At 33.3% G+C, this 15,699-nt stretch carries 12 protein-coding genes; 10 read left to right on the plus strand and 2 right to left on the minus strand.

Annotation, left to right across the window (positions count from 1 at the left end; all coding sequences use genetic code 11):
• From traK to MODO_RS18125, 10 genes are all read left to right on the plus strand, one after another.
• Positions 1 to 376 (plus strand): conjugative transposon protein TraK (traK, locus tag MODO_RS18080; RefSeq protein WP_069190349.1); only part of this gene is annotated, 376 nt, incomplete at its 5' end.
• A gap of 12 nt (positions 377 to 388) precedes the next feature.
• Positions 389 to 676 (plus strand): hypothetical protein, encoded by a 288-nt coding sequence (locus MODO_RS19655; protein ID WP_059051665.1) that lies wholly within the window; start codon positions 389 to 391, stop codon positions 674 to 676.
• Positions 651 to 1,937 carry a conjugative transposon protein TraM gene (traM, locus tag MODO_RS18090; protein ID WP_059051667.1) on the plus strand — a complete coding sequence of 429 codons (1,287 nt, stop codon included), beginning with the start codon at positions 651 to 653 and terminating at the stop codon, positions 1,935 to 1,937. Before MODO_RS19655 ends, traM begins: the two co-directional genes overlap by 26 nt.
• Positions 1,938 to 1,967: 30 nt before the next feature.
• Positions 1,968 to 2,843 carry a conjugative transposon protein TraN gene (gene traN / locus MODO_RS18095; protein WP_059051669.1) on the plus strand — a complete coding sequence of 292 codons (876 nt, stop codon included), beginning with the start codon at positions 1,968 to 1,970 and terminating at the stop codon, positions 2,841 to 2,843.
• Positions 2,844 to 3,262: 419 nt separating this feature from the next.
• Positions 3,263 to 5,611, plus strand: a complete 2,349-nt coding sequence (locus MODO_RS18100; protein WP_059051671.1) for a type I restriction-modification system subunit M — start codon at positions 3,263 to 3,265, stop codon at positions 5,609 to 5,611.
• A 3-nt stretch (positions 5,612 to 5,614) separates the two neighbouring features.
• Entirely contained in the window at positions 5,615 to 6,958 is a 1,344-nt protein-coding gene (locus MODO_RS18105; RefSeq protein ID WP_059051673.1) for a restriction endonuclease subunit S, read from the plus strand.
• An 11-nt stretch (positions 6,959 to 6,969) separates the two neighbouring features.
• A complete protein-coding gene (locus tag MODO_RS18110; RefSeq protein WP_059051675.1) occupies positions 6,970 to 8,331 on the plus strand; it encodes a DUF262 domain-containing protein in 1,362 nt (453 codons plus the stop codon).
• Between the two features lie 2 nt (positions 8,332 to 8,333).
• Positions 8,334 to 9,488, plus strand: coding sequence for a DUF3696 domain-containing protein (locus tag MODO_RS18115; RefSeq protein ID WP_059051677.1), 1,155 nt, complete (start codon positions 8,334 to 8,336; stop codon positions 9,486 to 9,488).
• Complete coding sequence (locus MODO_RS18120; RefSeq protein WP_059051679.1) at positions 9,485 to 10,270, plus strand: hypothetical protein; 786 nt, start codon at positions 9,485 to 9,487, stop codon at positions 10,268 to 10,270. The genes MODO_RS18115 and MODO_RS18120 overlap by 4 nt, the downstream gene beginning before the upstream one ends.
• A gap of 2 nt (positions 10,271 to 10,272) precedes the next feature.
• A complete protein-coding gene (locus MODO_RS18125; protein WP_059051681.1) occupies positions 10,273 to 13,296 on the plus strand; it encodes a type I restriction endonuclease subunit R in 3,024 nt (1,007 codons plus the stop codon).
• A gap of 400 nt (positions 13,297 to 13,696) precedes the next feature.
• Here the strand turns inward: MODO_RS18125 and MODO_RS18130 are convergent, their stop codons facing one another.
• Both MODO_RS18130 and MODO_RS18135 read right to left on the minus strand, forming a co-directional pair.
• Complete coding sequence (locus MODO_RS18130) at positions 13,697 to 13,963, minus strand: helix-turn-helix domain-containing protein (protein WP_059051683.1); 267 nt, start codon at positions 13,961 to 13,963, stop codon at positions 13,697 to 13,699.
• Between the two features lie 112 nt (positions 13,964 to 14,075).
• A complete protein-coding gene (locus MODO_RS18135) occupies positions 14,076 to 15,338 on the minus strand; it encodes a site-specific integrase (RefSeq protein ID WP_059051426.1) in 1,263 nt (420 codons plus the stop codon).
• Positions 15,339 to 15,699 lie beyond the last annotated feature (361 nt).

The following is a 15,699-nucleotide window of genomic DNA, read 5'->3' on the forward strand; positions in this document are numbered from 1 at the left end:
GCTTTTCTTTACCCTCTCACCTGAAAAGGCAGCTATTGAGGGTAATATGCAAAGAGCGTTTAATCTATCTGATAAAACAGCCTTTGACTATTATAAAGACCTACTTGAAAAAGGTTACTATAGTCGTATAATTTCAGGTAATATTCAGCAAAGGGTAGAGGTGGATAGTATTAAGATAGATTTTAATGCCTATCCATATAAGACAATGACCTATGCAACGCAGTATATCATACGATCTAGTAACCTAACTAAAAGGAATTTGATTACAAGTAGCCAACTCGTATCTGCTGTACGCTCAGATAACAACCCACAAGGATTTATTATCGAAAAGTTTACAGTTTTAGAGAATAAAGACTTAGAAGTTGTTAAACGCTAAAAAAACAAGATTATGAATAAGCTACAACTTCTAAGACACAGTTATTCCAGTAGGCTACAGACTTATTGGAATAGCCTCTCTATAAAAAGACAGCGAGTTTTATTACTTACCACTTTTACTCTTTACACGTTTGTTTGTCTTTTTATTGTAAAGACAAGCTTTATTTCAAATGCTATAACAAGCAATCAAAAGAAACAGAGTAATATAAAACCAGTTAAGTATTTGCTTGATAGACAAAAGATAGAATCGCAACCAACTAGTAAAACTAAGAACTATGAATCAAGATCAATCATCAAATAAAACCCACCAGATAGAGAAGGTACCTAAAGGAAATAAGGTATTTCAAAACCTTATAGAAAAACACAAAAAGCACATTGTCTTTGCTTTAATGGGCATTGTGTTTTTAGGGGCTATGTATCTTTTGTTTAAACCAGAAGATAAGGAGCTTATCATACACAATGATTCAGTTCCAGAGGCGATAACACAGGGGATGCCCACTGATAAGGTCAAAGCCTATGAAAAAGAGCTATGGGAACAAAAGCAACAAGAGAACGAGAACCAGATGCACTCCTTAGCAGATTATTGGAATGAGTCGCAAGAGGAGTCTAATAATAGCTATAATCATCAAGATTACAATCAGGAGCCTACATACACGCCTTATGAGAGGTCTTATCAGAACTATAAGCAAAGCCAAGATGTGTTGAGTAGTTTTTATGATAATACAGAAAATCAAGAAACTGATAAGCTTAAGAAGCAGATTGCAGAGTTAGAGGAGCGATTAGAAGAAAAAGACACTCCAACGCCTATTACGATTGATAGTCAATTAGAGCTTATGGAGAAGTCTTTTCAAATGGCAGCCAAGTATTTGCCAGGTGGTCAAAACCAAACTGAATTATCGCCTTCAAATGAGACTACGAATGTGAAAACAATTTCAAGTAAAAAACAAGCTATAACAGTGGTTGATAAAACAAGTAAAGATATTGTCTCTTCACTTGTAAAACCGATGAGTTTACAAGATTTTTTGCCTATTAATCTTGAAAATAATCAAACTTTTTATACAGCAGAAGGAGAGAGTAAAACACAATCTCATAAAAACAGTATAAGTGTTAGTATCAAAGAAGATCAGGTCATTATAAACGAAGGTTACATCAAACTAAGACTCTTAGAGAGTATCGTTATAAACGGAGCTCTATTACCTGAAGCAAGTACGCTGATTGCTAAAGTCAAAGTAAACAGTGGACGATTAGAACTCATTGTAAACTCTATTAAAATTGATGATACCATCATAGAAACAGAGCTTATTGGTTATGATAACTATGGGCAAAAAGGACTTGAGGTATTAGACCTTCAAGAGATAAGCGCCTCAAAAGAAATCATCGCCAATATGGGACAAACAGCAGGAACGAGTATATCGATGAGTAGATCAGCTTCAGATCAAATAGCAGGGGATTTAACCAAAGGACTCATTCAAGGCGTATCAGGATACTTTTCAAAGAAAGTAAAAGCCCAAAGAGTAACTCTAAAACAAGGGCAAGAGCTGTTTCTTGTGCCTAAGGAATAACAATCAATAACAAAATAAACCCCAATCATTATGAAAACAATCATCAAATATATGTTACTGTGCTTGCTAACTGTAAACACAATAACTGCTCAAGAGAATAAAAAGTCTATCAACCTATCTAATACTGAGGTGACTCCTTATAATATTGAACTTACCCAAAACAAAACAACTCACATACTTTTTCCAAGTAGTATTGAGTATGTGGACTTAGGAAGTAGTGAGATTATCGCCAATAAAGTAGAAGCTACCTCTAATGTACTTCGTTTAAAAACTGTAAAAGAAGATATTAAATCTACAAACTTTACTGTAATTACAAACGATGGCAAGTACTATAGTTTCAATGCCACTTATAAGGATCAACCAACACAACTTAGCTATGATTTAACTAAGTTTGAAAAACAGAACAGTAAAAAGCAAAGCGAAGTTCTATTTAAAGATTTAGGTACTACCAGCCCAAGTTTAGCTGATCTTTTTATGAAAGCAATCATAAAGAAGAACAAGAAAGAGCTAAACATTAAAAGCAAAAACTATGGAGTAGAAGCAAGGCTAAAAAGCATCTACACTCAAGATGGTAAACTGTACTTTCACATCTCCGTCGATAACAAAAGCAATCTATCTTACATAGTTGATTACATTAGCTTCAAAATTAAAGATAGAAGAACTACTAAACGAACTACAGTTCAAGAAGTAGCTTTAAAACCAATTAGAAGTTATAGTGATGTTCAAACGATTAATAGTCAAGGTAAACAAGACAATGTCTTTATGTTAGATCAATTTACTTTATCTGATAAACAGGTGCTTTTAATTGAAGTTAATGAGAAAAGTGGGATGAGGAATTTGGTTTTGAAAATAAAGATTTTAGGGCTTTTAAAGGCAAAGTCAATAAATGTAGGTAAGGTTAAATAATAAAAAAATTAAAAAGCAGTTAATGATTCTTCAATTAACTGCTTTTTAATTTTCTGTTGCTTAAACTCAAGAGGAGTTTAATAAAGGATTAAAAGTATCAGTTGTGTTTAAAAAGAATAATCAATTAAATAAACTTAGTTCAATAAGAGGTGCTTTCTTGTTTGTCAATCATTTAAATACCCTTATATTTAACATCCGATGATAATCTAATAACTAGCATTGATAATCAATATAATAAGAGTCATTTTGATAAAAAATCCAGAACTAGTAGTTAGTTAACTGAAGAATTTAGTAACAATGTACTCACTATTTTTTGTTGGTTTGCTAATGATATGCTACCATAGATTAAAAAAAGCTAGACTATTAGAAATTAAGATCAAGGAATTTTTATATTCAACAAAATAATATTTTAAATAATCGTGAACCACGCTGTACATAATAAATTAATCTCCTTTATTTGGAGCATCGCCGATGACTGTCTAAGAGACGTTTATGTGAGAGGGAAATATAGAGATGTTATCTTGCCAATGGTAGTGTTGAGAAGATTAGACGCTTTGCTTGAACCTACTAAAGAAAGGGTTTTAGAAGAAGTAGATTTTCAAAAAAATACGATGAAGTTTACCGAGTGGGATGACAAGGGAATGACCGCTGCTTCTAAATATGTTTTCTACAATACCAGCGAGTGGACATTGCAAAGCCTGCATGCCAATGCTACCAATAGTCAACAGATTTTATTAGGAAATTTTGAAGAATACCTGAATGGTTTTAGTGCCAATGTACAGGAAATCATAAATATGTTTAAGCTTCGTGCACAAATCAAGCACATGGCTAATAAAGATGTATTGCTGGATGTATTAGAAAAATTTACATCACCGGATATCAATCTGACGCCTTTTGAAAAACTGGATTCGGGAGGAAGAAAACTTCCTGCATTGACCAATTTAGGAATGGGTTATGTGTTTGAAGAGTTGATCCGTAAATTCAATGAGGAGAATAATGAGGAAGCAGGAGAACACTATACGCCAAGAGAAGTGATTGATTTGATGACGCACATGGTTTTTGAACCGATTAAAAATCAAATTCCTTCGGTGATTACGATTTATGACCCTGCCTGTGGAACGGGCGGAATGTTAACCGAATCGGAAAATTTCATCACCGATCCCGACGGAGAAATTAAAGCTACCAATACCGATGTGTACTTGTTTGGAAAAGAGGTAAACGATGAAACCTATGCCATTTGTAAATCGGATATGATGATTAAGGGCAAAAATCCCGAGCATATCAAAGTGGGTTCTACACTTTCAACCGATGAATTTGCAGGCACAAAATTCGACTTTATGCTCTCTAATCCACCGTATGGAAAAAGCTGGTCGAGTGAGCAGAAATACATTAAAGACGGGAAAGATGTCATTGACAACCGTTTTAAAATTAGATTAAAAAATTACTGGGGCGTAGAAGAAGATGTGGATGCTATACCCCGTTCAAGTGATGGGCAATTGCTGTTCCTGATGGAAATGGTGGACAAGATGAAAGTCTTGACCGATAAAAATAAAATAGGAAGCCGTATTGCTTCTGTACACAATGGTTCGAGCTTGTTTACTGGCGATGCAGGTGGTGGCGAAAGTAATATTCGTCGTTATATTATAGAAAATGATTTATTGGATGTGATTATCCAGTTGCCTACTAACCTATTTTATAATACTGGAATTACCACTTATATCTGGATATTGACCAATAATAAATCCTCTAAGCGTAAAGGGAAAGTACAATTAATTGATGCCTCTGAAATGCATCAAAAGATAAAAGCTCTTGGGAATAAAAGTTGTGAGCTTAGTAAAACGAACATCAGTGATATTGTAAACTGCTATTTGGAGTTGAGTGAAAAGGAAAAAGAAGGAGAACAAAAACTTGCAAGCAAAGTTTTTGAAAATGCAGATTTTGGCTTTTATAAAATCAATATAGAAAGACCGAAGCGATTGAAAGCACAGTTTACTACAGAAAAAATACAAGTGTTAAAATGGGATAAAGTACAACCCGAGTTTTCGCAATACCTTTTTGAAACTTACGCAATGGAAGTTTACAGCGGATTGGAAACCCACAAAAAAGCCATTGCCGACTATATCGACAAACATGAACTGAACATCAACACCAAACAACTTACAGCTTTTCTAAAAAAGGAAACTTGGCAAAAGCAAGAAACGTTATATCAAACTGCTGTACGCCTGATGGAAATTATAGGTACAAACGAGTTTACCAACTTTAATAGTTTTACAACGAAAGTTGAGGAAGTGTTGAAACAAGATAAAACCAAACTCTCGGCTTCTGAAAAGAAACAAATTTTCGATGCCGTAAGCTGGTATGATGAAACGGCAGAGAAAGTCATCAAGAAAACTGAAAAACTCAGCGGACAAAAGCTAACGGATTTATTGGCGTTTTTGGGCTGTACCGAAAAAGATTTGCCGTATTATGGTTATTTCCCTGCAGAAAAGAAAGGCGAATACATCATTTACGAAACCGAAAGCGATTTACGTGACAGTGAAAGCATTCCGCTGAAAGACAATATACAGGAATATTATTTGAAAGAAGTAAAACCGTATGCCGAAGAAAGCTGGATGGCGCTAGACAGCGTAAAGATTGGCTATGAGTTAAGCTTTAACAAATATTTTTACCAACCTACTCCTTTACGTTCTCTAGAAGAAGTGACCAAAGATATTTTGGCACTAGAAAAAGAAGGCGATGGTTTGTTGGCAGAAATCTTAAATTTTTAGCAGATGAAAAGATACGAGGAATATAGGGAGAGCGATATTTATTGGCTAGGAAAAATTCCAAAAGATTGGAATGTAGAATCCTTGAAGAATATTCTAATTGAACGTAATGAAAAAAATTATCCAATAAAAAGTAAAGAACGATTATCACTTTCAATTGAAAAAGGAGTTACTTTATATGCGGATAAAACAACAAATTTAGATCGATTTAAAGATGATTTTACACAGTATAAGTTAGCTCACAAAGGTGACTTAGTCTTAAATAGTATGAATATGATTGTTGGAGCTGTTGGAGTTTCAAACTATTTTGGATGTGTTAGTCCTGTTTATTATACATATTATGGAGATATTAATTCTTCAAAATTTTATGAGTATTTGTTTCGATGTAAAACTCTTCAAGGTGTTTTATATAGTCTTGGCAAAGGTTTAATGGCTATTGATAGAGGTGATGGCAAATACAACACTCTCAGATTAAAGGTTTCAAGAGATGATTTGAGGTCATTAAAATTGCCTCTCCCAAGTACTGAAGAGCAAATACAAATTGTGTCTTATTTAGATGATAAAACCGCCAAGATAGACCAAACTATCGCTATCCGACAAAAAGAAATAGAACTGCTGAAAGAACGTCGACAAATCCTGATACAGCAAGCCGTAACCAAAGGTTTGGATGGAGCCGTACCAATGAAAACCAGCGGTGTGGAATGGATTGGGCAAATACCGGAGCATTGGGAGGTGAGGAAGTTAAAGTATTTAGGAAGTATGTTTTCTGGATTAACTAACAAGAAAGGAGACGATTTTTCTAAAGAGCCAAAAGAAGGTTTTTCTCCATTTATCCCTTTTACAAATATTTTTAGAAATAATAAAATTTCTGAAAACGAATTACATTTTGTAAAAAGTGATCCGTATGACGTTCAAAATGTAGTTGAATTTAATGATATATTATTTTTAATGAGTAGTGAAACGTTTGATGACATTGGTAAAAATTCAATTTATCTAGGGAAGACAAAAGTTTTTCTTAATTCCTTTTGTAAAGGATTTAAAGTTTCTGATAAAAATATTAGTCCATTGTATATAAACTTTTTGTTGCTTTCAAAGAACTACAGAGAATATTTTGCAAGTGTAGGACGAGGCTTTACAAGAATAAATATTAAGCAAGAATATGTTTTGGATATGCCTATTTTATATTTACCACTACATGAACAGGTTCAAATTACTACTCATTTAGAAGAAATCGAAGCTATAATCACCAAAGCCATTGCGCTGAAGGAGCAAGAAATAGAAAAGCTGAAGGAGTATAAAACGGTGCTGATAGATAATGTGGTAACGGGGAAGGTGAAAATTAATTTATAAAGCAGATATTCATGATATTAGAACTGATTACAATTGAAAATGAATCAAAATTCGTAAATCCTTCTAAAGTGTTGGATAATAATTACGATTTTATAGATGAAGAAAACAATATTTGGCTTAAAGCTAAAATTGAAAATAACAGATTTATAGTTATTGAAAAGAATGAATTAATTTCTGATGAGGATATAGTTTTATCTTCAAAATTGGACAAGATTCTGTTAGAAATTATTGAATCTGAGCAATCAGGTACTGAAAATACAGAGTTAGATTTTTCAGAAGAGCATAGCCCTTTTGATCCAGAAAAGATAAAAGTTCATGCCAAACCTTTTAGCTTGCGACTTATATCAGACATGATAGATGATAATGATATTGATTTATCTCCAGATTTCCAAAGACACTTTGTTTGGAACAGTGCACAAAAATCTAGATTAATAGAATCTATATTATTGAGAATACCGTTACCTATGTTCTATTTTTCTGAAGATAACGAGGGTAGAATTACTATTGTTGATGGATTACAAAGATTAACAACTATAAAAGAATTTATGGATAATAAATTCCCTCTTCGCAATTTAGAATATCTGGAAGATAGTTGTGGTGGAAAATACTATCAAAGTGAAGGAAAAAAAGTTGGTTTGGATGCTAAATACTTACGTTGGTTCAACCAAACTCAATTTTCTGTGAATGTTATTGATCCTTCATCCCCTCCAAAAGTAAAATATGATATTTTTAGAAGAATTAACACTGGAGGAAAACCTCTTAATAATCAAGAGATTAGGAATTGTTTAGCTGCAACAAGTCTTCGTGAGGTTATAAATGATATGGTGGCATTATCTGAATTTAAATCAGCAACAGATTACAGTATAAAACCTACTAGAATGGATGATCAGGAGTTAGCTTTGCGTTTTATACTATTTTCAAGGTTTATAGAGAACAAAGGAAATATTTATGAATACAGCGGCTATATGGATTCATCTTTGGATGATTTAACAGAAGAACTGTCTAAATTACCAAAGAATGATCTAGAAAAGTATGTTGCTTTGTTTTCTAGTTCCATGAAAAATGCAGAATATTTATTTGGAAGTAGATTTGCTTTTAGAAAAGTTCGTCCTCATGATTTATGGCCAAATGCTTATAAGCAATTAATCAATAAAGCTTTGTTTGTAAGTTGTTCAGTATTGTTGTCGAATTATAACCATGAAAGTGTTTGTAAGTTAAATCCTGAAAAAGCTTTGCTGATTCCACTTGCAAAAAGTATTGAAGAAGATCAAGAATTCTTAAATTTTTTATCATATGGTACAAATGGACGAAACAATCTTTTATATGTTTTTGATAAAGTTTCAACGATAATTGATAGTAATTTAAAAATTTAATTATGGAGCTATTGAGTATAGAAAACTTCAAGTGTTTTAATGAGATAAAAGTTCCTTTGAATCAACTTACAATATTAGCTGGTGCAAATGGCAATGGAAAAAGTACAGTGATCCAATCTTTACTTTTTTTAAGAAGAACTATTGAGCATTGTTCTAGTTGGGAAGGAAGTCCTGTTAACCAATATGAATATAAAGCAATTAATGGGCTAAATGTAGAATTGAATGGTTCTTATTGTCTGTCTCTAGGTAACAGTGAAGAAATCATCCCAAGAAATTTTAAGTCCACTCAATTAAAATTTGCTATAGAAAAAGATTCTGAAAAGTTCGGAGTTTCATATATCAGTGATTCAGATAACTTACTATGGTTGAAACCAGATAAATTAGAAAATACGCAAAATGTTAGTAAAAGCTTGACCTCTTTATTCCTTCAAGAATTTTATTACTTGAATGCTGAGCGAGTAGGGCCTAGAGTAAGACAAGATATTACCTTTTTTGATTTTCCAAATACAGGATTCAAAGGTGAATATGTAGCGCAATTAATTGGTGACACCAATTTCAATTACAAATTTGAGGTAGAGGAAAACAGAAGGAATAACAAAACAAATAATAAAAGATTAGAACAACAAGTAAACGCATGGCTAGATGAAATAATGCCAGGTGTTTCGGTAAATGCGTCTTATGATATTAATACCTTGTCAGCTCAGATTAGAATTGATAATGGTTATACTAGCGGTGAAAGTTCTATAGCAACAAATATAGGTTTTGGAATTAGTTATGTTCTTCCTATAATAGTAAGTGGACTTATTGCCAGAAGAGGAAGTTATTTAATTGTTGAAAATCCTGAAGCTCATTTACATCCCTCAGCTCAATCAAAAATAGGAAGGTTTCTATCAATGATAGCCAAGGCAGGTGTAAAGATTATTGTAGAAACTCATAGTGATCATTTTATTAATGGTGTTCAAATATCTTGTGCGACAGGTGAAATTAATAATGAAGACGTAACTATAAACTTTTTTAGTCACGAACAACCGAAACTGCAACCAAAGTTAGAATCAATTTCGATTAATAAACTTGGAGAATTGTCATCGTGGCCAAAAGGCTTTTTTGATCAAACCCAAGTTGATTTTGCTCAACTTTTTAAAATTAGGAGAGGATGAGTAATTTTTTTTTAGTAAATGAGGCTATTGATCAGATGGATTATAATTGTTTTAAGAATGGAATGAAGGAGCTTATTGCCATTGAAAAAGATGATGATGATGTCTTTCTTAAACATGATTCTATCTATAATTTACCTTCATTGGAGGAATTATATATGAATTATAGTAGTCAAGAAGAGCAAGTTATAGGTTTATTTATTGAGCAATTAAAAGTTTCTGATATGTACTTTAATAACTCTCCTCAAATTGACTCCAATTTTCCAGAAGAAAATAATGGCTTCTTAGGAATTAATTTTCAATTGACCCGTATTGAAATGGAAAGACAAATCAAAAACAATGCTGATTATGGTGCATTTAACGAATTGTTCTTATGGAGAGTTACATTTCGAAACTTCTGGATTAAGAGAGAACGCTTATTCCCTAATTTGATAATGTGCGGAGAAGTCAAACATCAAATAGCTTTTTGTGGAAATTCCACTCATTTTAATCAAATTATAGACAAATTAAAATTACTTGAAGATGCAGTAGCGAATTGGGTTTCAGGTAATTTTAGTTATAGTCAAATAAATAATAACTATGCATTACGTATTTCACCAGAATCTTCTAGCACTATGAATAGATATGGAAATGAAAGACGATTTTCGCTACCAAATGGGGGAACTGAACTTTTTGAACTACACATAAAGACAGGTGATCTAAGATTTCATTTTTTTCCTAATAATCAAACAAGGAAAGTTTATGTTGGATACATAGGGGCTCATTTGTCAACTGTAACTAATTAATTATGAAAAGTCAAACTAACGAACTCGCTCTCGAAACCGCCATAGAAAAAGCACTTTGTGGCATTTCGACTGAAGATATAAAAAACGGAATTACAGCAGAACCAACCGAAGCTTACGGTGGGCAAGGATATCAAATAGGCTATCCAGCTGATTTTAATCCCAAATATGCTCTGGATGAAGCACGCTTTTGGAATTTTTTGGAAAACACCCAAAAAGACGAACTCGAAAAACTTAAACGCCAAAGCGACTGGAAAATAAAAATCCTCGATCGCTACGATAAATTGGTCAAAAAATACGGCATTCTGCGTTTGTTACGTAAAGGTTTAGCTGTAGATGATGCACATTTTACCTTGTTTTATGTAGAACCATTACAAAATAGTAGTCAGCAGATCAAAGATAACTTTGAGCAAAACCAGTTCAGCGTAACTAGACAATTAAGATATTCTGCATCTAATCCGTTGGAAGAAATTGATATGGTGATTTTTATCAACGGTATTCCGATTTCCACCATTGAGCTAAAAAATCATTGGACAGGGCAGAATGCGAAAGTTCATGGTATTAATCAGTATAAGTTTAAACGGGATATTACGCAACCACTATTAAATTTTGGAAGATGTATCGTTCATTTTGCTATAGATACTGATGAAATTTACATGACCACCAAACTGGATGGCGCTAAGACTTTCTTTTTACCTTTTAATTTGGGAGAAAATTATGGTAAAGGCAACCCAGCCAATCCGTTTGGTCATAAGACCACCTATTTTTGGCAGGATATTTTAAAGAGAGAAAGCATTGCCAATATCATTCAGCATTTTGTTCGTTTTGATGGAGGAGAAAATGATGCTTTGAGCAAGAAAACTTTGTTTTTTCCTCGTTATCATCAGCTAGATGTAGTGCGTAGATTGCTGAAAGACACAGCACAAAACGGAGCAGGAAAAACCTATCTCATTCAGCACAGTGCGGGGTCGGGTAAATCCAATTCAATTACTTGGCTAGCTTACCAATTAATAGAAGCTTATCCCGAAAATGAAATAGTAGCAGGGAATAAATCAGTCAACCAACCACTGTTTGATTCAGTAATTGTCGTAACAGACCGTAGATTATTGGATAAACAATTGAGAGATAATATTAAAGAGTTTTCTGAAGTTAAAAACATTGTAGCTCCAGCGTATAAGTCTTCTGATTTAAAATCGGCTTTAGAAAATGGGAAAAGAATTATCATTACCACGATTCAGAAATTTCCGTTTATCATTGATGGTATTGCCGATATGAGTAATAAGCAATTTGCAGTAATTATTGACGAAGCCCACAGTTCCCAATCTGGAACATCAGCTGATAAACTTAATGAAGCCATAGGGAACAAAGGTGATGAGGCGGACAGCGAAGATTATCAGGATATGATGCTTCAAGCGATGCATGCGAGGAAGATGACGCAAAATGCTTCTTATTTTGCTTTTACTGCTACGCCTAAAAATGCTACTTTAGAAAAATTTGGTATAAAGCAGGAAGATGGTTCGTTTAAACCTTTTCATCTGTACTCAATGAAACAGGCGATTGAAGAAGGATTTATTCTGGATGTATTGGCAAATTATACTACTTACAAAAGTTATTATGAATTGGAGAAATCCATTGAAGACAATCCGTTGTTTGATACTTCCAAAGCTCAGAAAAAACTGAAAGCTTATGTAGAAAAACACCAACAGACCATCGGTACCAAAGCCGAAATTATGTTGGATCATTTTACCAGTGCTGTAGTCAATCAGAAAAAGCTCAACGGTAAAGCCAAAGCAATGGTAGTGACGCAAAGTATCGAATCTGCTATCCACTACTATCAGGCTTTGAGTCAGCTATTGGATAAGCGAGGAAATCCCTTTAAAATTGTGATTGCCTTTTCGGGTGAAAAAGAAATTGGTGGCATCAAATACACCGAAGCGCAAATGAATGGTTTTTCGGAAAGTGAAACCAAAGATAAATTTGACGAAGACGAATACAGAATGCTGGTAGTGGCGAACAAATACTTGACAGGATTTGACCAGCCAAAACTTTCGGTAATGTATGTAGATAAAAAACTGCAAGGTGTACTGGCAGTACAAACTTTGTCGCGACTAAATCGCTCTGCTAATAAATTGAACAAAAAAACAGAGGATTTATTCGTGTTAGATTTCTTTAATGCTATAGAAGATATTCAAAAATCTTTTAACCCTTTCTATACGGCAACCAGCCTGAGTGGTGCAACGGATATTAATGTACTACATGAGTTGAAAGACAGTCTGGACGATTCTGGAATTTATGAACAGTCGGAAGTTGATGATTTTAATGAAAAATACTTTAAAGGTACAGATGCACAATTGTTAAGTCCGATTATAGATATAGCCACTAAAAGATTTGCCGACGAGCTGGATTTGGATGATAAACAAAAAGCAGATTATAAAATTAAGGCAAAGCAGTTTGTAAAGATTTATGGACAGGTTGCAGCAATTTTACCTTATGAAATATTGGCTTGGGAAAAGCTTTTTTGGTTTCTTAAATTTTTAATTCCCAAAATGGTAGTTAGAGACTCACAAGCTGATTTATTGGATGAGTTGCTGGAATCTGTGGATCTCTCAACTTATGGATTGGAAAGAACCAAACTTAATGTTTCCATTCCTCTTGATGATGAGGAAACAGAGTTAAGCCCTCAAAACCCTAATGCCAGAGGTGCACATGGAGAAGAAGAAAAAGATGAATTAGAAGCTATTATTAATGGATTTAATGAGCGATGGTTTCAGGGATGGGAAGCCACACCAGATGATCAAAGGGTTAAATTCCTTTCTCTGAGTAAATCTGTACAGTCACACCCGGATTTTGATTCGAAAGTGGCACAGAATGTTGATAACCAAAATAGAGAGTTAGCATTGAAAAAAATTCTCGATGATGTAATGGCTCAACAAAGAAAGCAAGAGTTAGAGCTTTACAAATTGTATGCTCAAGATTCTTCGTTTTATCAGGCATTTTATAATACAATTAAAAGAGTAATAGATCTTTAATTGATTAAGGAAAGGCTAATATTATTTAGAACAAATTATTTCTATATGATAAGTATTTTTATTTTGAATTAATATACTGAAAAATTATTTACTTAATAATTTATGATGATTTGTGGTACATAAGAATCAAAAGCCTGAAATCAGTAATTTATAAAAGATACGGAGTAGGGTATATCCCTGATCATTGGAAATAGTTTAAGCTGGACTGATTTACTTAATCGTTTAAAGGAGATTGAAAATAAATTTGATAAGATTTAAAAGCTTAGTTATTTTCATGTTGTCACACAAAAATACAAAGGCCTTAAAATCATTATTTATAAGATATATGGAAAGGGATAAATCTCTTTCTATCTAATAAAACAGCCCCAACTATCCATGTAATAGTTGGGGCTGTTTCATTTCATTCACTTTCCATCATTTTTATTATATCTTCATACCTATAAAATATAAGTCCACCAATCTTCTTAAATGGTATTGTACCATTTAATCTCATATTCTGTAAGGTACCAGGAGAAATACCAAGAAGCTTTCTTACCTCATAGCTTTTAATCCATTGCTTTATTTCTTGATCTTTCTTTCTATTAAAAGGACTATACCTTCTTATCTCAGTAATAATCTCTTGTTTAAAAATCTCAAGGTCTTCTTTTGTTATAAATTCTACTTTCATAATTAATAGTATTTAGGGTTAGTTTTGATTTGTTTTAAGCTGCTATAAGCTTAGTTCTAACCCTAAATAACAATTTGTATGTCTTGGTTTAGTTCTGTTGTCTTTGGGAGGTTTAATTTGACTCTTCAAAGTTGTATTTGTGATTTTCCTGAATAAGTCTTCTTTCTCTTAGGTTGTCCATATCTTCACCCAGTTTATGTTCTAATACCTTCGCATATATCTGGGTTGTTCGAATAGCGGTATGTCCAAGCATCTTACTCACTGACTCAATTGGCACACCATTGTTTAGTGTAACGGTTGTGGCAAAGGTATGTCTGGCTAAGTGAAAAGATAGATTCTTATCTATTTCACATATGGTAGCAATTTCTTTTAAGTAACCATTCATTCGTTGGTTACTAATAACTGGAAACAGTTTACCTTTGGCAAAAGCAATAGGATGGTCTTTGTATTTTTCAATTAGTTCTAAAGCTTCAGGTAATAGCGGAACCCTTACAGGTATTTTAGTTTTCTCTCTGCTTGATATAATCCAATCTTTTCCATCGCTTCCTTTAGCTATATTTTGAGGTGCTAAGTGAAAGATGTCTATATAGGCTAAACCAGTATAACAACTAAACAAAAACATATCAAGAACGGATTGTAATCGTTCAATAGCGAAATTCTTGTTGACAAGGATTTCAAGTTCTGATTTAGTTAGGTGTCCTCTTTCTGTCTTCTCAAATTGAAGTTTATATTTGGTAAAGGGATCTTTCTCCATCCATTCCATTGTAATAGCTAAGTTGATTAACTTTTTAAATCTTTCAATGTGTTTCATAATACCATTGTTATTTAATGGTTGATGCTTGTGAATCGGTTTACAGTTTCTCAAGAAGTTTTCAAAGTCGAAGATAAATTTGTAGTTAATCTCACTTAAATAGATGTCAGTTCGATTGTGTACTTTACGCAAATAGCTTTTAAGGTACTTTTCCGTAGAGAAGTAGTTCTTTAGCGTACCATAAGCTAATTTACTTGTAGCAATCTCTCTGTGATAGTCTATAAGCTTTAAAAGTGATGATTCTGTATCATCATGTCCGAGAAAGATGTTTTTAACTGCTCCTATAGAGACAACTCTTTTTTGTTGAACTAATTGATGATAGGCATCTGTAATGAGGGAACGTACTCGCTCAATATGTGCGTTGATTCGAACCGTGTCCTCACTTTTTCCTTTTGCTTTTCCTTTAATACTATCCCAAGAAGTAGGGGATATTTTTAGTTTTAAAGAAATTTCTGTTCGTTGCCCGTTTACTGTAACCCTAGCGTATATAAGGGATGGGGCTGTTTTGTTTGAATTAGAAACACGTATAATGAAGTGTATTCCAAATGTGTTTTTTGTTTTCATATCAATCTATTTTAATGTTAACCGAACTGTTTTGATATGGTTTTAAAAAACTACTCACCTGAATAGTATTCAAACAAGACCAAAAAGCACTGAATTAAACTAAAATAAATTGTATTTAATTTGTTGAAATACAATTAGTTAAACTCGATTCGGTGAGCTAATTTACCTTTTAAAAATAGCTCACCTAATAGCTCACATTTAGATTGATTTACAATGGATTATTATGATATATTTAAAAATAAAAAAATCCGTAAGTAATTGATACTTACGGATTTAGGCACATTCTGATGCCGAAAAAGTCGGGGTGGCAGGATTCGAACCTGCGACCTCCTGCTCCCAAAGCAGGCGCGATGACCGGGCT

The sequence above is a fragment of the Myroides odoratimimus genome, assembly GCF_001485415.1.
GTDB classification, from domain to species: Bacteria; Bacteroidota; Bacteroidia; order Flavobacteriales; family Flavobacteriaceae; genus Flavobacterium; species Flavobacterium odoratimimum.